This is a genomic window from Burkholderia sp. HI2714 (genome assembly GCF_002223085.1).
Taxonomy (GTDB): domain Bacteria; phylum Pseudomonadota; class Gammaproteobacteria; order Burkholderiales; family Burkholderiaceae; genus Burkholderia; species Burkholderia lata_D.
This window is the reverse complement of the sequence record NZ_NKFM01000064.1, coordinates 1-22,457: the sequence shown is the minus strand read 5'-3', so window position 1 is coordinate 22,457 and position 22,457 is coordinate 1. Positions and strand designations below refer to the sequence as shown.

Genomic DNA, 22,457 nt, shown 5'->3' with positions numbered 1-22,457 from the left:
ACAACCAGGCACTCATCGCGCTGGCACGGCGACGCTGCGACGTCCTGTTCGCCATGCTGCGCGACGGCACCATTTACCAACCCAAGTCAGCCCCTAACGCTTGACGAAAGACATAGGGGCACCCCCCGATCCGGCACGCCGACGCGCCGCCTGCTCCGCTCCGGATCGCAGCGAATCGATTCCCGCGCGAATGCCCTCCTTCACGACAAAAAAATCTACAATCGACGCGATGCATTGCAGGCATGAAGCGCCAGCCGCCCACTCTCGCTCGCCACCATGAACGCACCCGCCGATTCCTCCCCCTCCGCCCCGTCGGTACTCGGCGTCTATCGCCAACTGGCGGCCCCGTCCGCCGGGCAATGGATCGTCAGCCGCTCAGAACGCGCGCACATGTACCGCATCCAGCATCACCGGCCTGACGGCAGCACCTCGGTCGATACGGTCGTCGATGCGGACAACCTCGATGCGAAACTGCACAAGTGGATCCAGGAAGGTTTCGTCCGGCGTGAAGCCGGCGATCGCGCGGCGCCCGCTCATCGCGGCGCATTCATGCAGGCGCTGCGAAGCGCGAACGCGTCGCGACCGGCGGCAGCCGGCGACGCGGCGCACGTCGCGCAGGTGGGCGGCGTGCCGATGCCGCGCGGCCCGGGCGGGCCGCTCGTGCCGCCGTTGAACCCGGCCTACCTGTTCACCGCGCGCGTGACGAACGTGCTGGAAGACATCGTCGAGAACCGGCGCATCCTGCTGATCGGCCACACCGGCACGGGCAAGACGAGCCTCATCGAGCAGGCCGCCGCGCTGGCCGGCCATGGCGTGCTGCGCTCGAACATGAACGGGCAGACGACGGTCGGCGACTTCGTCGGGTTCTGGACCGTCAAGGGCGGCGAGACGATCTGGGTCGACGGCGTGCTGCCGACCGCGATGCGTGAAGGGCTGTGGCTCATCGTCGACGAGATCGACTTCGCGGAACCGGCGATCCTCGCGGTGCTGACCGCCGTGCTCGAACCGGCCGGCCGCTTGTTGCTGAAGGAGAAAGGCAACGAGATCGTCGTCCCGCATCCGTCGTTCCGGCTGTTCGCGACGGCCAATGCGGTGGGTGCGATGGGGCAGTTCCGCCATCTGTACCAGGGCGCCAACGTGATGAACGAGGCGTTTCTCGACCGCTGGCGCGTCTACCGCCTCGACTACCTGCCGCCACCCGACGAGGCGCGCGTGCTGCAGCGCACGTTCGGCGCGGCCATGACCGCGGCGATGGCCGACACGCTCGCGGCGATCGCGGCCGACTGCCGCGCCGCGTTCGTCCGCGAGGATCTGGCCAGCGCGTTCTCGACGCGGCGCCTGATCGACTGGGCCGAGCTGATGCTGCGCACCGGCGATCCCGAATCAGCCGCCGGCCCGACGATCTATGCGAAGGTCGGCGCGGAAGACGCCGACCTGATCCGCAGCATCATTCGCCACTACATCGACGTCGAGGCCTGACGCGATGGACCGGAACGACGACGCGCGGTCGCTCCACCTGACCCGGCTGGCCCGCACGCTCACGCAACGGCACGGCATCAAGGTGCGGTTTGCACGCCAAGCGCCGGTCGCGCAGCACGACCTGCTGGTGCTGCCCGACACGCTGCTTGCCGGCGACGTCGACGACGATGCGATCACCGGCCTCGTCGACCTCCACGCGGCGCGCACCTGCTTCGGTGCGATCGATGACATTGCCGCACTGGCGTCGCCCGCGGTGCGGGCCATCGCGCAGGCGATCGACGACCGGCGCGCGGCCGGCCGCCTCGCGGCGATCTATCCCGGCGCGATGACGTTCCTGCGGCGGATGCGCGCAGCGACGGCCGCCGACACACTCCGCCGGTGGCCGCGAATGGCATGGCGCGACAGACTGGTGTGGCGCATCGAACGGGCGCTGTGGGACGAACCGCCGCCTTCCATCGAGCGCGTGCCGTCGCTCGACGCGACGATGACCGCATCGGGCGATCTCATCGACGCAGCGCGTGCAGCCACATCGACCGCCGACAGCATCCGCGCCGCGCACCGGATCGTCGAACGCGTGCGCGCGCTGGCGTCGGCCGGTGCGAACAACATGATGTTTACGGCCGATCCGGGCAGCACGATCGACAGCGACCGTATCGCCGCCGAATTCGAGCCGGACGGACAGGGCGCGCCGGACGACGCGCGTGCGCCCGTTTCCGCCGAATCGGGCGCCGGGTCGATCGCCGACACGGCATCGTCCGCCGACGCGCCGACGCCGGGCGATGCGGCGTCCGGCACGATCCGCCTGTCCGCGGACAACCGGCCGCTGCTGTCGGTCCCGCTGACGACCGCGTTCGACACGGTGACGGACTTCACCGGCAAGGGCGAACCGGCGCGCTGGCACCGCCTGCGAAGCGCGGCCCGCGAGCAGACCGAGCCGCTCAAGCTGCGACTCGAACGTGCATTGAAAGTGGACGAGCAGACGCGCTGGAAACGCGAACAGGAACGCGGCGAGCTCGACCGGATGTCGCTCGCCCGCCTCGTCACGTCGCCCGGCTATCGCACGCCATTCCGCGTCCGGCGCGCCGCACCCGGGCGCGACGCGGCCGTCGGCCTGCTGATCGATTGCAGCGGATCGATGGCCGGCAGGAAGATCGAACTCGCCAGGCTGTGCGCGGCAGCGCTGTGCGATGCGCTGACGCAGCTCGGCTTCGCGTGCGAAGTGCTCGGCTACAGCTCCGTCGAGGATGCCGCGATGCGCGCGCACTACCAGCGCTGGATCGACGCCGGCCGCGACACGTTCGGCTATAACCGGTTCGTCGAACGGCTCGACCTGCGCGTCTACAAGCGGTTCGATTCCGACAATCCGAGCGGCCTCGCGTGCATCGAATGCGGCCACGAGAATCCCGACGGCGAGGCGTTGAGCTGGGCCGCCGAGCGGCTGCTGGCGAAGCGGGCGCGGCGACGAATCCTGATGGTGCTGTCGGACGGCTATCCGGCCACCGGCGACGGCAACCCGGCGATCCTGCGCACCGACCTGCGGGCACGCGTCGATGCGCTGCGCGAGCGGCGCGTCGAACTGATCGGTGTCGGGATACTCGACGATGCGGTCGAAACCTTCTATCCGGTCAGCAGCGTGGTCGAGCATCTGCACGAGTTGCCGGGCGCGGCGTTCAGCGTATTGAGCGATACACTGCTGGATCGGCGCTAGCCTCGCGCGCGACAGGGTCGAAGCACACTTCGATTCGCCGGCGCGTCACATCGAACGGTTAGCCTCGCCGATGGCCGACTCGAATCGCCACGGTGACGCAGCATCCCGCGTTCCGTTGCATTCGACCGGTCGACCGGTTTCGATGTGCACGCGGCCGGCAGCACGATCCTTGCTCCGCGCCCCCTTTCGATTGTCAACGCGACGGCGGAGTCGGCCGTGTCTTCCTGCCACGGTCGGCCGCCGGCACGAAACTGCACATGCCCAGGAAAAAAACCAGCCTCTGGTTGCGGCACCTCGAACTGCTCTCCGTCGCCGCCGGCACGCGCCCGACGAAGCGCACGAGCAAGCCGCGACCGGCCGCCAAGCGGACGGTCAAGCCGGTCGCCCGGCCGGCCGTCACCGTGCGTACCGCCCGACGCACGACGGGCACCGCGCATCCCGCCCGCGCCCCGGCGGACAAGGTGCCCGGCACGTGGCTCCGCTCGTTTCATTCCGCCGGCCCGAGCGCCGGCCGCTACGTGAACCACCTTGCCTACGCGCTGTATCTCCCCGCCGCGCCGGCGACGACGGCCGGCATGCCGGCCGTCGTCATGCTGCACGGCTGCAAGCAGGGCGCCGAGTCGTTTGCCGCGGGCACGCGCATGTGCCGTCTCGCCGAGCGGTCGGGGTTCGCCGTGCTGTTTCCCGAACAGGCGAAGACCGCGCATGCGCACCGCTGCTGGCACTGGCATGGCGACGCGACGGAGTCGGAAGCCGCGGCCGTCACGTCGCTGGTCGACGCAATCGTGCGACAGCACGGCTTCGACCGCGACCGGATCTACCTGGCCGGCATGTCCGCCGGAGCAGGGCTCGCCGCGGCACTGGCCATCCGGTATCCCGACCGCTTCGCGGCGGTCGGCCTGCACTCCGGCCCGGCCATCGCCCCACCGTCGTCGACGTTGGCGGCGATGAACCTGATGCGTCGAGGCCTGCGCGACGACCCGATACGCGCGGTCGATGCGTGCGCCGACGTCGCGTCCTACCCCGGGATGCCGGCCCTCGTCATGCACGGCGCACTCGATACGGTCGTGACCGACCGGAACGCGACGCAGCTCGGCATCGCGTTCGCGCGGCTCAACCGGCTCGTCGACGAACACGGCGCGATACGGGTTGGCGAGCAACGCACCTATGCGCGCGACGATGCCGACTACGTCGACTATCTCAAGGGCGGGCGTCTCGTCGTCCGGGTCTGCATCGTCCGCCGGCTGCCGCATGCATGGAGCGGCGGCGACCCGCGCGAGCCGTTTCATTCCGCCACGGGGCCGGACGCCACCGCGATGCTCTGGCGTTTCTTTCGTCGCCAACGCCGCAAGCGGCTGCGATGACGTGCGACGCCGTCACGCGATCACGCCCGTTGCTCCAGTTCCGCCGTGTTCGCGCGATCGCCCGCCCGCCGGATCGGTATCCGGACGCAGAACGTCGTGCCGCGCCCGGGCTCGCTCGTCACGTCGATGGTGCCGCGATGACGCTTGACGATACCGTGCGATACCGACAAGCCCAGCCCCGTGCCCTGCCCGACCGGCTTCGTCGTGAAGAACGGATCGAAGATCCGCCGGACGACGTCGGGCGTCATGCCCGTCCCCGTGTCGCTGATCGCGATCGACACCTGCTCGCCGTCGCTCGACGTGCGGATCGTGATCACGCCGCGCTCGGGAATCGCGTGCGCCGCGTTCACCAGCAGGTTCATGAAGACCTGGTTCAACTGCGACGGCAGGCATTCGACCTGCGGCACGTCACCGTAATCGCGCACGATGTCGGCCTTGTACTTGAGTTCGTTGTGAACGACGTTGAGTGTGCTTTCCAGGCCCGCGCGGAGATCGACCACGCTCCACTCGTCGCTGGCCGGACGCGAGAAATCGCGCAGGTCCTGCACGATGCGCCGCACGCGCAGCGCGCCGTCGATCGATTCGTCGATCAGCGTCTCGATCTCGCCGCGCACGTAGTCCAGGTCCGCCGCGCGGCCCTTCGCCGCCAGCGCGTCGCGCGCGGCCGGGTCGAGCTGCGGCAGCGCGGCTTCATGCGCCGCGATCACGTCGAGCAGGCTGTGCACCCACGTCTTCAGCGTGTTGAGGTTCGCGCTGACGAAGCCGATCGGATTGTTGATCTCGTGCGCGACACCGGCCGCGAGCTGACCGATCGACGCGAGCTTTTCCGACTGCAGCAGTTGCACGTGGGTTTCCTCGAGCGCATGCAGCAGGCGCCGCTGCTCCTCCTTCTCCTGTTCGAGCCGCGTCTGCGCGGCCTTGCGTTCGTCGATCTCGGTCGCCATGTTCTCGCGCGTACGCTGCAGCATCGCCGTCGTCTGCTCGTAGCGGTGCAGCGCGCGTTCCAGTTCGACGGTGCGCATCCGCACGCGCCGCTCGAGCGTATCGGTCATCCCGCGCAGGAAGGTTGTGCGCGCATCGAAGCGGCTCAGCAACAGCGTGACGACCAGGGTCCCCGTCGTAAACAGCGCGACGGTCGTCGCGAGCCACGGCGTGTCGACGCCGTTCGCGGCCCCGCATCGCGCGTCCGGCGCGAAATGCGCGGCCGCCATCGCCGTGTAGTGCATGCCGGTGATGGCGATGCCCATCACGAAGGCCGCACCGACCCGCTGGGCGGTCGCATGGCGCGCCTGCTGCACGCGCAACGCCTGCGCGATCCAGAGCGCGGCCGTCGACGCGATCACCGCGATGCCGATCGACGCGGCGAACAGCGCGGCATCGTAGCGGATGCCGGGTTCCATGCGCATCGCGGCCATCCCCGCGTAGTGCATGCCGGCGATCCCGGCGCCCATCAGTGTGCCGCCCACGAGCAGCCGCCGCCAGCCCAGCCGTGCGCGCGTGACGACAGTCAGCGCGAAGTAGGACACGAGCACGGCAATCGCCAGCGACGCGCCCGTATCCGGCCATGCGTAGCCGAGCGGAATCGGCAGCGAAAACGCGAGCATGCCGACGAAATGCATCGACCAGATGCCGGTGCCCATGGCCGCCGCGCCGCCGCCCAGCCACGCACGCTTGAGCTTCGGGTTGTCGAGCAGCGAAATGAAGGCGGCGAGGTCGAGTGTCGTATAGGCCGCCAGCGTCGCGATCGCGAGCGACAGCAGGACGAGCGGGAGATTGTAGGTGCCGTACATGATCGAGCGCCCGGATCGAGGTGAGTGCGTTGCCGCGGTGCGCAGTCGTACACCGCGGCCATCAGGCCGCGCGGCCGGGCTCAGGCCGGCGCCGCGCCCGCATTCGGCCCGCTCTGCGCCGGCTTCGCCGCGGCCTGGCCGGCCAGCACGAGGATGTCGAACGACGTCCCCTCCCGCGTCTCGAAGCGGCGCACGAGCTCGATCTGGTGCGCCGACATCACGCTGCCCTTGGTCATCAGCAGCACGCCGCGATGCGTGCGCAGATCGTCGGCGAGCTGCATCCCTTCGCGCAGCTGCGTGGACTTGATCTCCGCGACGGATGCCGCGATGCCGAGGCTCGCCGGGTCCCGCATCAGTTCGGTCAGGCCGTCGACGATCCGCGGGTCGTAACGCACGCCGGCCTGCGAGCGCAACGCGTCGAGCGCCTGCTCGACCGAATGCGGCGCACCGATGTCGCCCTGGCGCAGCCCTTCGAAATCGCGCGCGATCGCCAGGATTCGCGAGCCGAGCGGGATCGCGTCGCCCGCCAGGCTGTCCGGCGTGCCGCGTCCGTTGAAGCGCTCGTACTGGTGCAGCACGATCGACGCGACCTTGTGCAGTTGCGCGACCGGTGTCAGCACCATCTGCGCGCGCAGCGGATGCTGCAGGAACAGGCCGTGCTCTTCCGTCGTCATCTTCGCGAGCGGCTTGCGCAGCAATTCGTCCGGCAGCGACAACTTGCCGATGCCGTGCAGCAGCCCCGCGAAATAGACGTCCTGCGCATGCAGCTCGCTCATCCCGGAGGCCAGCGCCAGCCGCCGCGCAATCTCGCCGACCCGCATCGCGTGACCGCTGGCCGACCCGCAACGCATCTCGATCATGCTCGCGCAGACCTGGACCATCGCGGTGAAGCTGCTTTTCAGGTCGCGTTGCGCGGCTTCGAGGAACATCACGGTCTGGCCGAGTTCCTCCGTGCGTGCGCGAACCTGCGTTTCGAGTTCCGTGTTGAACCGGCGCAGCGCTTCGTTCTGCGCTTCCGTCAGCGCGGCGAGCCGGGCCGCTTCACGTCGCAAACGCCGTTGCTCCAGCGCCTGTTCGAGGGTCAGCAGCAGGTCGTGATCGTCCCACGGCTTGTTCAGGTAGCGATAGACGCCGCCGTCGTTGACGGCCTGCACGATCGACGCGATTTCCGCATAGCCGGTCAGCAGGATGCGCATCGTGTCCGGGTAGAGCGCGCGCGCACGGGCCAGGAACTCCGCGCCGCTCATGCCCGGCATCCGCATGTCGGACACGATCAGGTCGACTTCGGTCGACGCCAGTACCTCGAGGGCCGCCTCGCCGCTTTCCGCGGTCAGGATCTCGTAGCCGGCGGGCCGGAACACGCGCCTGAGCGCCGACAGCACGCTCGGCTCGTCGTCGACCAGCAGGATCGACGGCACGCCACCCACATCGTCGGATGTCGCTGCCGCCCCGGTCGTTTCAGGTGATACCGCATTCGGTCCGTTTGTTGCAGATGTCGTCATGATTGGCCTCGGATCATGTATTTGTATTCTCTCTGCATCATCGGCATGCGCCGCGCGTTCCGTATCCGTGAAAACGCTGACGCGCTCGCCCCGACCCCACCGCGAATACGATCTACACCGTCGCCGAACCCGGTGCGCGCACGTAGTAGATGTCCCACTCCGCTTCGTCGGCCTGCACGAAGCCGTGCCGGGCATAGAAGCGGTTCGAATCGCTGCCGCGCAGCGCGCCGACGCGAACGGGCACGCGCTGCGAATCGGCGTCGGCAAAGATGCTGCGCAGCACCGCCGCGCCGATCCCCTTTCCCTGATGCTCGGGCACGATGTACAGATGGTCGAGCAACCAGTGATCTTCCTGCGGCCGGACCACGAAAAAGCCCGCGTTCTCGCCGTCGACTTCGATCAACCGGCATAGCGCCGGGTCGAACGACGCGAGAAACCGGTCGCGCGCACGCTGGGGATCGAAGCGGCCGATGCGCTCGAGGCTGTCGCGCATCGCCGCGATGCGGATGGCGACCAGCGTCTCGGCGTCGGATCGGGTGGCAAGGGGAAAGGTCAGGTTCATTGGCTGGTTGCGCTCATGCGGAGAAACGCCCGGCGTCCCGGCACAGGCGTCGGTCGATACTCACTCGCGACGGCGACGGCCGGCGGCACGAACCACGCGCGTCAGGGCGTCTCGATGCCTTCCGCCCGCGTCGCCAGGAATCGCAGGTACTTGCCGTCCTCGTCCTCGAACAGCTCCGGCCCGCCCCCCATGTACGCACGCATCAGCTCGTCGGCCGCGCGGTCGAGATCGCCCAGCTCGAACTGGCACTGACCGAGCCTCAGGTGCAGGAACGGGTTGCCGATCGCGTTGGGAAAATGCATCGACTGGGCGAGATTGTCGCGTCCGGCCGCGTAGTCCTCTTTCAGGAAATTCGCGTCGCCGATGGCGGCCATCAACCAGGTGCCGGCTTCCCAATTGGTCTTGGGTTCGGGAAGCAGATCGAATCCCGCCCAGAATTTCTCGAGCGCGCCTTCGTAGTCGCCGTCTTCCATCAATGCATCGCCCGCGTCGCTCAGCGCGCCGATCCGTTCGTACAGCGTGTGGTCCAGTTCTGCCATGTCGAATCCCTGTTCCGGCGTTGAAATCGGCCCGGTGCGGCCGGTGGTTGCGATACGATCGCGGTGATTGTTTGCAGTTTTGCCGTGCTGGTCGGTCATCCGGACGGCATTCATCCAGCATACTCGAGCTGTATGACGCGCGTGCCTCGACTTTCAGCGCACCGTCGTCTGCCCGGGCGCATCGCTTGTCGCATTACACTATCTGCCGCAACGCTACGCGTCCCGACCATCCGTGTTGCCGGGCCTGCCGCTGACCATGATGTGGGTCGCGCTCACCTGGCGAATTTTCGTTTGATTACCGATCCATGCTCCGCTTCCACAATCTCGGCAAGCGCTACGACAAGCGCGTCATCTTCAAGGGACTCAACTACGCATCCGGCGCCGGATGCATGGCACTGTGCGACGAAACCGGCAGTGGCAAATCGACGTTGCTCGCCATTCTCGCCGGCACCCTCGACGCGGACGAAGGCGAGGTGTGGATCGGCGGCCATTCGCTGCGCACCGCGCCGCACGATGCGAAATCCGCGCTGGCGTACGTACCCGACGATTGCCTGGCGTATCCCCTTCAGACCGGCCGCGAGTTTCTCGATCTCGTGGCGGCCGGCAGGAAGACCGTCGTCGACGCGCGCACGCTCGAGCTGGCCGATCGATTCGGGCTCGGCCCGCATCTGGAGAAGCGCTTCGAGCAGATGTCGTTCGGCACGCGCAAGAAACTGTTCCTGACGGCGACGACGCTCGGTGCGCCCGCCGTCGTGATCGCCGACGATCCGGACAGCGGGCTCGATGCCGCGTCGCGTGCGGTGCTGATCGATCTTTTCAAGACGTTGGCTGCGGACCATGCCGTCTTTTTTTCGACGTACGATCCGGCGCTGGCGCGCGCCTGCGACGCAAGGGTCATCACTTTTGCCGAGCTTGGATTCGCTGGATAGGCGGCATCGTCGCCGACGCGGTCGCGGGGAAGGATCGGGTGTGGCTGTTGGTTGGAGGGAGAACTATGCATCGACGCTCGATCGCCGTCTTTTGCCGCAAGGAAATGCGAAACAGCCCCACCCGCCTCGCACTTCCGTGACCTTCACGATACGCATGTCCGGCGCGCCGGGCCCCGATAACCGACTGTCCGACACCCCAGCCGGTCATCGTTCGACCCACGCACACGCCCGGCCATGCGTCCCGTCAGGCCTTCAACGCCCCGAACACCTCGTCCAGCATCTTCTTCGCGTCGCCGAACAGCATCCGGTTGTTGTCCTTGTAGAACAGCGGATTGTCGACACCCGCATAGCCGGACGCCATGCTGCGCTTCATCACGATCGAGGTCTTCGCCTTCCACACCTCGAGCACCGGCATGCCGGCGATGGGGCTGCCCGGATCTTCCTGCGCCGCCGGGTTCACGATGTCGTTCGCGCCGATCACCATCGACACGTCGGCTTCGGGGAAGTCGGCGTTGATCTCGTCCATCTCCATCACGATGTCGTAAGGCACCTTCGCCTCGGCGAGCAGCACGTTCATGTGCCCCGGCATGCGGCCGGCCACCGGATGGATCGCGAAACGCACGTCCACGCCCTTCTCGCGCAGCGCTTTCGTGAGTTCATGCACGGTGTGCTGGGCTTGCGCCACGGCCATCCCGTACCCGGGCACGATGATCACGCTCTTCGCATCGCGCAGCAGCTCGGCCGTCTCCAGCGCGCTCACCGCCACCACTTCGCCGGCTGGCTGCGCACTGCCGCCTGCCGCCGCGGGCGCACCGCTGCCGGTGCCGAAGCCGCCGGCAATCACGCTGATGAAGTTGCGGTTCATCGCGCGGCACATGATGTACGACAGGATCGCACCCGACGAGCCCACCAGCGCGCCGATCACGATCAGCAGGTCGTTGCCGAGCATGAAGCCGGTGGCCGCCGCCGCCCAGCCCGAGTAGCTGTTGAGCATCGACACCACGACGGGCATGTCCGCGCCGCCGATCGCCATCACCATGTGCACGCCGAACAGCAGCGACACCACCGTCATCACGATGAGCGGCGTCATGCCGTCCTGGACCGTCTCCGCATGCAGGAACGCACGACCGAACACGATCACCACCACCAGCGCGGCCAGGTTGAGCCAGTGCCGGGCCGGCAGCAGCAGCGGCTTGCCGCCGATCTTGCCGGAGAGCTTGCCGAATGCGATCACCGAGCCCGCGAAGGTCACCGCACCGATCAGGATGCCGACATAAATTTCCACTTCGTGGATCGCGTGCTCGGCGCCCGTGAACTGCACCGACGTATCGATGTAGCTCGCGAAGCCCACCAGGCACGCTGCCAGGCCGACCAGGCTGTGCATCAGCGCAACCAGCTCGGGCATCTGGGTCATCTGCACCTTCTTCGCGGCATAGAGGCCGACCGCGCCGCCGACGACCAGCGCCGCCACGATGTACGGAACGCCCTCAACCGAGACACGCGGGCCGAGTACCGTGGCGAGCACGGCGATCAGCATGCCGATCATGCCGAGCAGGTTGCCGCGCCGTGCGGTCTCGGGATTGGCCAGCCCGCCGAGGCTGAGGATGAAGAGGATGGCCGCGCCGATATAGGAGACGGTAGTCAGATTGGAAGTCATTGTTGTCGTCTCCTTACTTGCGGAACATCGCCAGCATGCGTCGCGTCACCGCGAAGCCGCCGAACATGTTGACGGCCGTGAGCGTCAGCGCGCCCACCGCCAGGCCCAGGATCAGCCCGGACGGACGCCCCCCCGCCGCCGCGTCGCCCAACGGCGGCGCGACCTGCACCAGCGCGCCGATCGCGATGATCGACGAGATCGCATTGGTGACGCTCATCAGCGGCGTATGCAGCGACGGCGTGACGTTCCAGATCACCATGTAGCCGACGAAGCAGGCCAGCACGAACACCGTGAAGTGCGCCAGGAACGTGGCCGGCGCGAACTGGCCGACCAGCAGGAACGCCAGTGCGCCGACGGCGAACGTGATGGCGAGCGACTTCGCCGACATCGGCGCGCCGCTGCCGTGACCGTGCCCCTTGGACGCGGTTGCCGCGACCGGCGGCGTGGCGGGCTTCGGTGCGGCGGCCGGCTGCTGGATCGGCGGCGGCGGCCACGTGACGTTGCCTTCCTTGACGACCGTGAGGCCGCGGATCGCGTCGTCATTGAAGTCGACGTTGATCGTGCCGTCCTTGCCCTTGCACAGCTCCTCGACCACGCGCAGCAGGTTGGTCGCATACAGTGTCGACGACTGTCGCGCCAGGCGCGACGCGAGATCCGTGTAGCCGACGATGGTCACGCCATGACGCACCACGGCTTCGCCCGGCACCGTCAGCTCGCAGTTGCCGCCTTGCTCGCCGGCCATGTCGACGATCACGCTGCCCGGCTTCATCGACTGCACCATCTCGGCCGTGATCAGCTTCGGCGCCGGCTTGCCGGGAATCAGCGCGGTGGTGATGATGATGTCCGCCTCCTTGGCCTGCTGCGCGTACATCGCGCGCTGCGCCTGCTGGAAGCCTTCGCTCATCACCTTCGCGTAGCCGCCGCCGCCCGAGCCTTCTTCCTCGTAGTCGACCTTGACGAACTCACCGCCCAGCGACTTGACCTGGTCGGCCACTTCCGCGCGCGTGTCGTTGGCGCGCACGATCGCGCCGAGGCCCGCGGCCGTGCCGATCGCCGCGAGGCCGGCGACGCCCGCGCCGGCGACGAACACCTTGGCCGGCGGCACCTTGCCCGCGGCCGTGATCTGCCCGTTGAAGTAGCGGCCGAACGCATGGGCCGCCTCGATGACGGCGCGGTAGCCGCTCACTCCGGCCATCGACGTGAGGGCATCCATCTTCTGCGCGCGCGACAGCGTGCGCGGCAGCGAATCGATCGCCAGCACCGTGGCCCGCTTCGCGGCCAGCTGCTGCATCAGTTCAGGGTTCTGGGCCGGCCAGACGAAGCCGATCAGCGTGCCGCCCTCGCGCATCAGCGCGACTTCGTCGCTGCTCGGCGGGCGCACCTTGAGGAGGATATCGCTGCGGCCCCATAGATCGGCGGCCGTCGGCACGACTTCGGCGCCGGCCGTGCGGTAGTCGTCATCGCTGAAGTTCGCGCCGGTGCCGGCACCGCTTTGCACGGCCACCGAGAACCCGAGCTTGATCAGCTTTTCGACCACGTCGGGAACGGTCGCTACGCGCCGCTCCTCGTGGGCCGTCTCCAGAGGGACCCCAATCAGTAATGTCATATCCTGAACTGTCAGTAGTGGCCGTCGCGAGGAATTACGGCCTGCGTTTTCACGTCACCCAACTCAATCCGTGTACGACTTTGCTCCGCGCGCAGCTTGGCACTACCGCGCAGATTTCACAAACGATCGAGCCTCTAATCGATTGTCTTGTCAGGGCAAACCGGTTCATGCGCTTGCCTGATTATGCTGACGAATATCGGGCGTATGTGCCGATCGGATAAAACCCGTCAAGCATATCTTGTGCCAGAGTCTTTCCAAAATTTATATTTTGAATCGACGCGCATTCAATCCATGAATCCCCTGTCTGGACACAACGGGCCTAGCACCCTCCCGCTCACCGGCCAGCACCGCCCTGCACGGCCCGCCAGCACGTAAATCCGTTTGAAACCTGACTAAATGGCTATCGGCACAACAACGGCGGAATCGGTTTCATCGGAAATCGCCTTGCTTGTCGGCACAATGCCATTTGTCGCGCGCTAACGACATAATCCGTGTGGCCGACGCGCTTCAGTGCCGGCGAGTTTAATGGAGAACGCCGACTGACTGCCGGGCCCCATCCGGTGACGATCATTCACGCAGCGCGTCGACGTGGGCACGTATGCGGCGCGCGCCTTCCTCGGGCGTGCAGGTCGATGTGTCGATGCGCAGCGAGTAGGGACGGGAGAGGTTGCCGGTTATCCGGTTGTCTCGTTGCCGCGCTAGATCAGCTCGGCGACACGCACGATGACGAGCGCGGCCGGAACGAGCACTGCTTGCGCACACAACGTGCCGAGCACGCGCGCGCCCGCGAGCGTCGTGATGGCCCGCCGAAAGCTGTTCTCCGAGATCCGCCCTTCGATGACGTCGTCGGTCATGACGGAAACCTGCGGGTCGATGACGACCGCCAGCACGACGGTCGCGAAACCGTTGATGACGGACGACAGGTTCGCGCACGTCACTCTCAGGTCAGGCTTCAGGTAGCCCGCATACAGCGACGCGAACACGCCGACCGTCCAGATCGCCATCGCGGCGACGTTCAGCGCAATGACGCCCCATGACACACCGGCGTTCGCGGTCAGTTGCGTAACGTTCTGGCTGGAAGGCAGTCGTGCGCCGACGCGAAGATAGTTGATACCCGCACGGCTGCACGCATCCAGCAGCAGGCGGGGAATCGAGCGATTCGCCTGGAAGTGTTCGACGGCGCGACTGAAATAACGCTGGAACGTCGGGATCAGGAACGTCCCGACGATGGTCGCCACGGTGGCGGACAGCAGGAACCATCGGAAGTCGGCCAGCAACCCGCTCCCCATCCGGTGCGCGATGTCCATTTCAACGCGTTTCGCGATGAACGGCCCTTGAAACGAATTGGCCGTTCGGGACACGAGCGCGATGATCCCGAACAACGAAAACGACAACGCGATGCGACGAGTGCGCACGCCGGCGATCCGCACGGCATAAGCCAGCGTCGCGATCACATGGATGACGAAGGTAAGCCCGCAGATGATCCAAAGCTGACTGTCCATGCTGGTGCCGCGTGCGTGACGGGATCACGAGTGTACCCGAGCGCGGCGCATCAGCCTGGCGAGGCTGCCTACGCAGGCGTAACGGTCGGGCGACGAGCGTCAGGCGCTGCCGTGGGGCGGCAATCCGCGGGCTTCATTCAACATCCATGTCGCGAAGGCCTGCAGCGGCCCCGCGGCCAGTTCGATCGGTTCGGGCAGCACGAGGCAGAAGTTTTTCGTGATCGTCTTGCCCTCCGGCCAAGGCGCAACCAGCCGGCCCTGCTCGAGCTCCGCGTCGATGTAAAGGCGCGGCACCAGCGCGACACCCAGGCCGGCCAGCGCCGCTTCGATCAGCATCGAATGAAGGTCGTAGCGCGCGCCCACCGCCGAATTGGTCAGCACGATGCCGGCCTCCTGCGCATAGGCCTGCCACGCGTCGGGATTCTGTCGCCGATGAAGACGCGGCAGTGCATCCAGCGACGGGTTCGCCCCGGCGCCGGCGAGCAGCGCCGGACTGCAGACGGGCACCAGCACTTCCTCCAGCAGCGGATGCAGATGCATCCCCGCCCATGCCGGATGCTCGAAATGAATCGCCGCGTCGAAACCGCTTCCGGCCAGCAGGAACGGCTCCATCCGCTCGGCGATATGCACGGTGATGTTCGGATGCCGGTCCTGAAAATGTTTCAGCCGCGGGATCAGCCAGCGGGTGGCGAAGGTTGGAATGGCGGCGATATCGAGGCTCGCGCCTTCGATCGGCTGCCCCATCAGGTACAGGCTGTCCCGTTCGAGCCGATCCAGAATCTCGCGAACCTGCACCGCATAGCGCGCACCGTTCGGCGCCAGCCGTACCCGATTGCCGATCCGCTCGAACAGGGTGACGCCCAGGAACGCCTCCAGCCGGCCGATCTGACGGCTGACGGCGCCCTCGGTCCGGGCCAGCTCCTCGGCGGCTCGGGCAAAGCTGCCGTGTCGGGCCGCGGCTTCAAACGCCTGGAGCGCGGAATTGCTCGGGATCTTGCGGGGCATGGACGTCTCGTTGGTCGGAGTGTGTTCACCATCAGCTTGATCAAATGTCACTGAAGGCTGACTTTATTTCGTTTTATGGCTCGGAATGGCGAGCTTAGCATTACGTTAACGCACTGAACATCACACGCTCCCAGATGGATGTGCATCCTGCCCAAAGGACGATCCCATGATCTATACCGTGGAATGCAGCTTCGCCGACCTCGACAGCGAAGCCGAATGGAACGACTTCTACAGCCTTGAAAAGCTGCCCGCCCTGATCTCGGTAACGGGGTTTCACACGTCGCAACGGTTCAAGGCGATCACCGGCGGTTGCCCGGTCTATCTGGCGATCCACACGATCGACGGCCTCGATGTCCTGACCGGCGACGAATATCGCCGGAAAGGCGGCGGCAATTTCGCGAAGTGGCAACGACACATCACCGACTGGCACCGGAATCTCTACAGCGATATCGGCTTCGCGCCGGCCGTAAAGGACGGTGAACATCTCGCACTGAGCGCCGGCGGCCCTGATTCGCTGATTCGATTGGGCCTCCAACCGCTGGCCATGCAGGCCGTTGCGCTCGAGAAGTTTCCGGCGCGCCGTTGGCTCGCCGTCGTGCCACGGAATAGCGCGCGGCTTGTCGAGGCGCTCCCGGAAGGCATCCACCTTTACGCGCCGATGACGGAGCAGTTGACGAGCACACGCGCCCTTTCGATTGCACAGGAGTAGACCGCAATGCCGAACGTCACTTTCTCGATCGATGCGAAGCGGATGCCGGCTGATGAGGATCTCGCCGAGTTGTCGCGCGATTGCGTTGAACTCTGCACGCAGGTACTGGAGGCTGAACTCAAGAACGTCCACGTCATTTTCCTGGCGGTACGGCACGGGCATGGACATCCCGTCTTCGCCGACATCCGGTATCGCGTCGGGACGCCTCGCACGCCGGAGGTCATGAACCGGTTCATGGAAGCGCTGGATCAGGCGATCGTTCGCCGCACTGGCCTCACCGCGCGCATTCGGTGCTTTGGTTACACCGCGTCGACCATTCACGCTCGCCACTAGCCGATTCGGAGCCACACAATGTCCACCCTTACCTTTCCTGTTCAGCAAGTCGGGGATTTCACGATCACCGCCATCAGCGATGGATATCTCACTGCCAGCCTCGACTTCCTGTCGAATATCGATTCGGATGACGCATCAAAAATGCAGCGTGATGCCGGACAGAAAGAGCCGGCGGCCGTTCATATCAATTGCTACGTCGTACGCGGAGCAGGCCGCACCGTTCTCATCGATGGCGGGGCTGGCGGGTTCAAGCAATGGGGTGGCCAACTCCAAACGAACCTGATGCTTGCCGGTATCGAACCCGCTGCGATCGACACCATCCTGCTTACCCATGCGCATCCCGATCACGTCGGTGGGCTGGTGAACGATGCGGGCCAGGCCGCGTTTCCACATGCGGAGCTGGTCGTGCATCAGCGAGAGATCAAGTTCTGGCAGGACGACAGAAATCTCAGTCGCGCCAGTGAGCGTGCTCGTGGCAACTTTGCGAAGGCACGTCAGGTGTTCGACGCCTATGACGACCGGCTTCGCATGTTCAAAAACGGACAAGTGCTCCCCGGTATCGGCGCGTTGCCGCTGCCGGGACACACCGATGGACACACCGGATATGTTCTTGAATCCCGCGATCAAGGCCTGCTTGTGTGGGGGGACGTGGTGCATTTTCCGCATATCCAGATTCAGCGGCCGGACGTATCGATTGCGTTCGACCACGATGCGTCGCTGGCAGTTGCTACACGGTCACGCCTTCTCGACCAGGTCAGCGCGGACGGGCTTCTGATCGCCGGCATGCATCTGGGGGAACTCGGGTTCGCACGCATCGAGCGCACGAACGGCGGGTATGGGTTGCTTTACGAGCACGAAGGCTGAAGCCACACGTGTACGGACGTGTGATGCCGCCACCTGACGCCGAAATGCATGAGTCATCCGTTTGATCCAAGTGGCGTTTTTTGAGGGTTATATGACCTTTGCGCCATTTGCTTCGCGTTCCATACTGCACGTGAAGATCGAGCAGGGAAAGGCACAAACGCCATCGCGTCTTGAGCTTTCGGCCCGATCCATCACGACGTAGAAAGGAGCAGAAGATGAGGCTTAAAGACAAGTCGGCGTTAATCACCGGTGGTACCAGTGGCATCGGTCTTGCCACCGCGAAGCGGTTCATTGCGGAAGGCGCCCGCGTCGCGGTGACGGGTCGCGACGAGGCGGTGTTCGAGCGTGTGAAGGCCGAACTCGGCGAGCATGCGCTCGTTCTCAAGGGCGACGTCCGTTCGATCGAGGACATGCGGGCGATTGCCGCCGAGATCGACGAGAAGTTCGGCGGCCTGGATGTCGTGTTCGCGAACGCCGGCTGGGCGTTCCCGTCCGCCGTCAACGATATCGACGACGCGCTCTACGACGAGATCATGGACATCAACGTCAAAGGCGTGGTGTTCACGCTTCAAGCGGTGCTGCCGCAATTGCGAGAGGGCTCGTCGGTCATTCTCAACACCTCGTTCGTCGCGCAGACCGGCAAGCATGGCATCTCGTTGACGGCAGCCGCGAAGGCCGCCGTGCGATCGCTCGCCCGCAGTTGGTCGTACGAGTTTCTCGACCGCAAAATCCGCTTCAACGCGATCGCGCCCGGCGCGATCGACACGCCGCTGCTGACCAAGTGGGGCATGCCGGACGAATGGGTCCGCGACCGCAAGGCCGAGTTCGCCAGCACCATTCCGGTGGGCCGCATGGGCAACGCCGAGGACATCGCCAACGCCGCACTCTATCTCGCCAGCGACGAATCCTCGTACGTCATCGGCACCGAACTGGTCGTCGACGGCGGCGCCTCGCAGCTTTGAGCCTGCGGCGCCCGATTCCGGCGCCCTGCGTGTCATCGCGGCTCATCCGCCTATCCGACCTCACGTCCGCGACGCTGTGAGTCGCGGCGGCTATTTCATCCGGCCCAGCCTGGTAGCGCTCGCAGCGGGGCCGACGTGCAAGGAGAAATAATCTTGACCGACAGTAGCGAAAACAATACTTCCGGATCGCCACTCACCCGAGCCGGTCGTTCGCGCCGCGACGTGCTCAAGTTCGGCAGCATCGCGACGCTCGGCGCCGTCCTCGGTGGCGGCGCCCTGCTTGGACACGCCGCGCCTGCGCTTGCCCAGACCGGCGGCGACGGCGCACTTGCCCCGAATGACCCGCTCAATATCCTGATCGTCAATTACGACGGCGGCACGTTGCTCGACTTCGCCGGCCCCAGCGAGGTCTTCCATCGGCTACCGAATACGAACGTTCGCTACGCGAGCCTCGATGGCGGCAACGTGACACTCGAATTCGGCGTCGTGTACGGCAAGACCGAGCGGCTGGCCGATATCGACAAGACAGACGTGCTGCTGGTCCCCGGCGGGTCCGACCTGTCGGCGCCGATGCGTCCCGCGTATCAAGCGCAGATCCGGCGCCTGGCAGAAGGCGCCAGGCACGTGACGTCCGTCTGCAACGGATCGCTCGTGCTGGCCGCAACGGGCATTCTCAACGGCAAGCGAAGCGCCTGCCACTGGGCCTTCGTCAACAAGCTGGCCGAATATGGCGCCATTCCCGTGCCCGACCGCTTTGTCGAAGACGACAACGGCCGGTTCATGAGCGGCGGCGGCGTGACGGCGGGCATCGACTTCGCCCTTCGCGTGGCGGCGAAGCTGCGCGGTCAACAGGCCGCCGAATTCACGCAGCTCGTGATCGAATATGATCCCGCGCCGCCGTTCCACTCCGGCCATCCGAGCGATGCGCGGCCGGAAGTCATCGCGATGGTCGACAAGAAACTGCCCGGTGCATCCAGGGGGCTCGCACGCGTCCCAGGCGTTCGTTGAAACGCGTGCAGGCAATGTGAGCCCGTTCATCGACAGACTGCGAGGAACACCACAATCGACATTGCCTGCTTCATCCTTCAATTTTCGTAGTCCTCTCAATTCAGACCATGATCGGAAATCACTCGATGCAACCGACTCGTATTGTCACTGCCGCTCTTGCAGCCTGCGCCACCTTTTTCGCGTTCGCCGCACCGGCGACCGCCGGTGGTTCGCAACGCCCGCCCGAAGCGGCCATCAAGGCCGAGAATGCGCGATGGGCGGATGCCTTTGCGCGAGGGGATTACGAGGCGATCGGCCGCCTCTACACCCGCGACGGCACGCTCTTGCCGCCCGGAGGCAACAAGGTCACGGGAAGCAGCGCGATCGTCGGATACTTCAACAAGGGGTATGCCGGATCAAAGCCCGCCACCGTATCGTTCAGCAATGCCGAGTTCTACGGTAACGACCGGGTCGTGACGGAGGTGTCGGATGTGGAGGTCCACGACCACGATGGCAAGCTCAAATTCCGCGGCAAGCAGACGCTCGTCTTTCTGAAAGAGGGCGGCGCGTGGAAGTTGCATCGCGACATGTGGAACGATTGCGGCCCGCTGACGCCGGATGGCCATTGAGCGTCTGGCGAAATGCTTGGCGACCTGCCCGGAGCGCCGCTAGTCCGTCAGGGAGGGTGTACGGAATTCGCTGTGCCGCACTGAGCCATCAGCATGGAGCCGATGCGGTGCAAGCAGTGCGGCACCTCGCTCGAATGCAGCGCGGCGTTCGGCATAAAGAAGGCGCCGATTGCCTGCCCGCGCGAGCGGCTTTTGCGCTCATGCAATGGCCTCGCCCATCAGTCGTTCACGCATCATCCATCGGTTGCGCAGGGCGAACAGCGTAGGCCATTGCTGCGTGTTCTTCATCGGCCACGATGGCGCACCTTCAGATGCCACCGTGCGCGGCGATGAACATGGCGACGGCCGACCGGGAATAGGATTCGATTTCGTTGTCGTCCATCGCTCTCGCCTCATCGAAGCGTGCGATAAGCAGGAGATCGGATCCTTTGAAAAGCGCGGCAAACAAGCGGGCGGACCTGAGCGCATCGGGTACGTTCAAAATCGCTTTCGCGTGCAACTGACGCAACACGGCCTCGATTTGGGCGATGACATGGGCGGGCCCGGCTTCGTAATGGAGCTTGCTCAACGACTTTTGATTCGTCTTGTCGGCCAAAACCATGGCTTCGACACTGCGGACATCGGGACTCAACAGCGTGCGAAGCAGGGATGATCCCACCGCCAGGAGCTGATCTTCGGCCGAACCGTCGACGCCTTCAAAAAGGGCCTGTGGTGCGAACTGTTGACAGTGGGCCGCCATGGCCGCGCTGAACAGCGCCTCCTTGTTCTCAAAGTGCCGATAGATGCTGAGCTTGGATATCCGCGCCCGCTGGGCGACCTTGTCCATGGTCGTCGCTTGGAAACCCAATTCCACAAAGAGTTCGCAGGCGGCGTCGACGATCGTTTGGCGAAGCGCCTCGTTGGCGGGCCGGCCGCGCCGGCCCTGGTTATTTTCGGTCACGACAATTCCAGTACTTGACAGTATTCAAATTCTCACACTACGATACCATTCAGTATCGTAAATTTGCAAGCCAAGGGTAGCGTTCAACCGGGTGTCCCAGCCAGGTTTCCCTGGGCTGTCCGGCGATATCGAATGCGGCATTGTCCAGCCGGTGATTACAGCCATCGGCAATTTTTCATGCCAATGCCGAAGCACTGCTCGCTGACCGTCTCAAGCTGGTATCGCCGGGCGATATTGCCCACCACGCCCAGCTCGCCTCCCTCCACAACCCGGAGCCCCTCACCATGAATGACGTCATCATCATCGGCGGCAGCTTTGCCGGCCTCGCCGCCGCCCTGCAGCTCGGCCGGGCCCGCCGCAACGTCACGGTTCTCGATACCGGCCGGCCGCGCAACCGCTTTGCCGGTCACTCGCATGGCCTGCTCGGCCACGATCACAAGCCGCCGCTGGACATCCTGGACGAGGCACGGCAGCAGCTGTCGCGCTATCCAACCATCAGGCTCGTCAATGCCCGGGCAGAGAGCGTGACGGGCGCCATCGACGATTTCTGCGTCGTCACTGACGATCACGAAAGCCTGAGGGCGCGCCGCTTGATCCTGAGCTATGGCGTCGCCGACCAGATACCCAATGTTCCGGGCTTTGCCGAAAGCTGGGGCACATCCATCGTACCCTGCCCCTATTGTGACGGCTTTGAAGTCGCTGACCAGCATTGGGGCCTCGTCTGGTCCAGCCCGCAGTCGCACCAGTCTGCCAGGCTGTTCCGCGATTGGACTGACAAGTTGACTGTCTTCGCCGATGGTCATGACATTGCGCCCGATATCCAGGCCGATCTGGCGCGCCGCAACATACCAGTCGTCGAAGGCCGGATCGTCGAGATCGCCCATCACAACGGCCGTATCGCCACCGTCAACCTCGATACCCGCCGCCATGTCGCGGTCGACGTCCTGTTCGCCCATCCGCGCACCAAGCCGTCCGCAAGCCTGCATGAATCGCTGGGCCTCGCCACGGTCGATACACCCACCGGCATCGTCCTCAAGGTCGACGAGCGCCGCCAAACCAGCATGCCCGGCATCTACTCCGCCGGCGACCTCGCCACGCCCTTTTTGCCCTCGGTCACCCAGGCATCATCGCAGGGCGCGATGGCGGGTATTTTCGCCCAGCAGTCGATGCTGGTTTGAGCGCACCGATTCCCTTCTCCGGTTGCATCGTCGCCTTCGAACGGTTGGCGTAGATCGGCGCGGTGAAGGACGGATCGTCGAGTCAAGGAGAATTGAAATGAACGCGTCCCACCCACGCACGTGAGAGCAAGAGAGGGGTGGATCCTCACGGGCCAACGGCATCGATGTGCCCAGGTGGAAAATGCACGCATTTCCCGGCAACCGGAGGATCC

At 65.5% G+C, this 22,457-nt stretch carries 20 protein-coding genes and 1 pseudogene; 11 read left to right on the top strand and 10 right to left on the bottom strand.

Going from position 1 to position 22,457, the window contains the following annotated elements:
- Positions 1–276 precede the first annotated feature (276 nt).
- From CFB82_RS35605 to CFB82_RS35595, 3 genes are all read left to right on the top strand, one after another.
- Positions 277–1,479: an AAA family ATPase gene (locus CFB82_RS35605; protein ID WP_089487072.1), complete on the top strand. Its 1,203-nt coding sequence runs from the start codon at positions 277–279 to the stop codon at positions 1,477–1,479.
- Positions 1,480–1,483: 4 nt separating this feature from the next.
- Entirely contained in the window at positions 1,484–3,187 is a 1,704-nt protein-coding gene (locus CFB82_RS35600; protein WP_089487071.1) for a cobaltochelatase CobT-related protein, read from the top strand.
- 257 nt (positions 3,188–3,444) lie between these two features.
- Positions 3,445–4,551 (top strand): extracellular catalytic domain type 1 short-chain-length polyhydroxyalkanoate depolymerase, encoded by a 1,107-nt coding sequence (locus CFB82_RS35595; protein WP_089487070.1) that lies wholly within the window; start codon positions 3,445–3,447, stop codon positions 4,549–4,551.
- Positions 4,552–4,571: 20 nt separating this feature from the next.
- Here the strand turns inward: CFB82_RS35595 and CFB82_RS35590 are convergent, their stop codons facing one another.
- From CFB82_RS35590 to CFB82_RS35575, 4 genes are all read right to left on the bottom strand, one after another.
- Positions 4,572–6,341 carry a histidine kinase gene (locus CFB82_RS35590; RefSeq protein WP_089487069.1) on the bottom strand — a complete coding sequence of 590 codons (1,770 nt, stop codon included), beginning with the start codon at positions 6,339–6,341 and terminating at the stop codon, positions 4,572–4,574.
- A gap of 80 nt (positions 6,342–6,421) precedes the next feature.
- Positions 6,422–7,843: an HD domain-containing phosphohydrolase gene (locus CFB82_RS35585; protein WP_089487068.1), complete on the bottom strand. Its 1,422-nt coding sequence runs from the start codon at positions 7,841–7,843 to the stop codon at positions 6,422–6,424.
- Between the two features lie 112 nt (positions 7,844–7,955).
- Positions 7,956–8,405 carry a GNAT family N-acetyltransferase gene (locus tag CFB82_RS35580; RefSeq protein ID WP_089487067.1) on the bottom strand — a complete coding sequence of 150 codons (450 nt, stop codon included), beginning with the start codon at positions 8,403–8,405 and terminating at the stop codon, positions 7,956–7,958.
- A gap of 101 nt (positions 8,406–8,506) precedes the next feature.
- Positions 8,507–9,043: a tetratricopeptide repeat protein gene (locus CFB82_RS35575; RefSeq protein ID WP_256990627.1), complete on the bottom strand. Its 537-nt coding sequence runs from the start codon at positions 9,041–9,043 to the stop codon at positions 8,507–8,509.
- A 206-nt stretch (positions 9,044–9,249) separates the two neighbouring features.
- Between CFB82_RS35575 and CFB82_RS35570 the strand changes: the two genes are divergently transcribed.
- Positions 9,250–9,873: an ABC transporter ATP-binding protein gene (locus tag CFB82_RS35570; protein ID WP_089487066.1), complete on the top strand. Its 624-nt coding sequence runs from the start codon at positions 9,250–9,252 to the stop codon at positions 9,871–9,873.
- Positions 9,874–10,117: 244 nt separating this feature from the next.
- Here CFB82_RS35570 and pntB read toward each other — a convergent pair whose 3' ends face one another.
- From pntB to CFB82_RS35550, 4 genes are all read right to left on the bottom strand, one after another.
- Positions 10,118–11,530 carry a Re/Si-specific NAD(P)(+) transhydrogenase subunit beta gene (gene pntB / locus CFB82_RS35565; RefSeq protein WP_089448746.1) on the bottom strand — a complete coding sequence of 471 codons (1,413 nt, stop codon included), beginning with the start codon at positions 11,528–11,530 and terminating at the stop codon, positions 10,118–10,120.
- 13 nt (positions 11,531–11,543) lie between these two features.
- On the bottom strand, positions 11,544–13,136 hold the full coding sequence (locus CFB82_RS35560) for a Re/Si-specific NAD(P)(+) transhydrogenase subunit alpha (RefSeq protein WP_089487065.1): 1,593 nt from the start codon (positions 13,134–13,136) through the stop codon (positions 11,544–11,546).
- Between the two features lie 698 nt (positions 13,137–13,834).
- Complete coding sequence (locus CFB82_RS35555; RefSeq protein ID WP_089487064.1) at positions 13,835–14,638, bottom strand: lipid II flippase Amj family protein; 804 nt, start codon at positions 14,636–14,638, stop codon at positions 13,835–13,837.
- 99 nt (positions 14,639–14,737) lie between these two features.
- A complete protein-coding gene (locus CFB82_RS35550; RefSeq protein ID WP_089487063.1) occupies positions 14,738–15,643 on the bottom strand; it encodes a LysR substrate-binding domain-containing protein in 906 nt (301 codons plus the stop codon).
- Between the two features lie 166 nt (positions 15,644–15,809).
- On the opposite strand from CFB82_RS35550, the gene CFB82_RS35545 reads away from it, so the two are divergent.
- From CFB82_RS35545 to CFB82_RS35520, 6 genes are all read left to right on the top strand, one after another.
- A complete protein-coding gene (locus CFB82_RS35545; protein WP_089487062.1) occupies positions 15,810–16,352 on the top strand; it encodes a sugar ABC transporter in 543 nt (180 codons plus the stop codon).
- Between the two features lie 6 nt (positions 16,353–16,358).
- Positions 16,359–16,685, top strand: a complete 327-nt coding sequence (locus tag CFB82_RS35540; protein ID WP_089487061.1) for a hypothetical protein — start codon at positions 16,359–16,361, stop codon at positions 16,683–16,685.
- 18 nt (positions 16,686–16,703) lie between these two features.
- The gene (locus tag CFB82_RS35535) at positions 16,704–17,549 is read left to right on the top strand and encodes an MBL fold metallo-hydrolase (RefSeq protein ID WP_089487060.1); all 846 of its coding nucleotides are present in this window, start codon (positions 16,704–16,706) and stop codon (positions 17,547–17,549) included.
- Positions 17,550–17,764: 215 nt separating this feature from the next.
- The gene (locus CFB82_RS35530; protein ID WP_089487059.1) at positions 17,765–18,511 is read left to right on the top strand and encodes a glucose 1-dehydrogenase; all 747 of its coding nucleotides are present in this window, start codon (positions 17,765–17,767) and stop codon (positions 18,509–18,511) included.
- A gap of 153 nt (positions 18,512–18,664) precedes the next feature.
- Positions 18,665–19,519 carry a DJ-1/PfpI family protein gene (locus tag CFB82_RS35525; protein ID WP_089487058.1) on the top strand — a complete coding sequence of 285 codons (855 nt, stop codon included), beginning with the start codon at positions 18,665–18,667 and terminating at the stop codon, positions 19,517–19,519.
- A 125-nt stretch (positions 19,520–19,644) separates the two neighbouring features.
- Positions 19,645–20,127 (top strand): YybH family protein, encoded by a 483-nt coding sequence (locus CFB82_RS35520; protein WP_089487057.1) that lies wholly within the window; start codon positions 19,645–19,647, stop codon positions 20,125–20,127.
- Between the two features lie 198 nt (positions 20,128–20,325).
- Here the strand turns inward: CFB82_RS35520 and CFB82_RS42650 are convergent.
- Together CFB82_RS42650 and CFB82_RS35515 are read right to left on the bottom strand one after the other, a co-directional pair.
- Positions 20,326–20,447: pseudogene (locus CFB82_RS42650) on the bottom strand (IS5/IS1182 family transposase); the annotation flags it as partial.
- Positions 20,435–21,067 (bottom strand): TetR/AcrR family transcriptional regulator, encoded by a 633-nt coding sequence (locus CFB82_RS35515; protein WP_089487056.1) that lies wholly within the window; start codon positions 21,065–21,067, stop codon positions 20,435–20,437. The pseudogene CFB82_RS42650 and the gene CFB82_RS35515, both read right to left, overlap by 13 nt.
- Before the next feature lie 284 nt (positions 21,068–21,351).
- Here CFB82_RS35515 and CFB82_RS35510 point away from each other — a divergent pair, with 284 nt between their 5' ends.
- Positions 21,352–22,245: an NAD(P)/FAD-dependent oxidoreductase gene (locus CFB82_RS35510; protein ID WP_089487055.1), complete on the top strand. Its 894-nt coding sequence runs from the start codon at positions 21,352–21,354 to the stop codon at positions 22,243–22,245.
- The last annotated feature ends 212 nt before the right edge of the window (positions 22,246–22,457 follow it).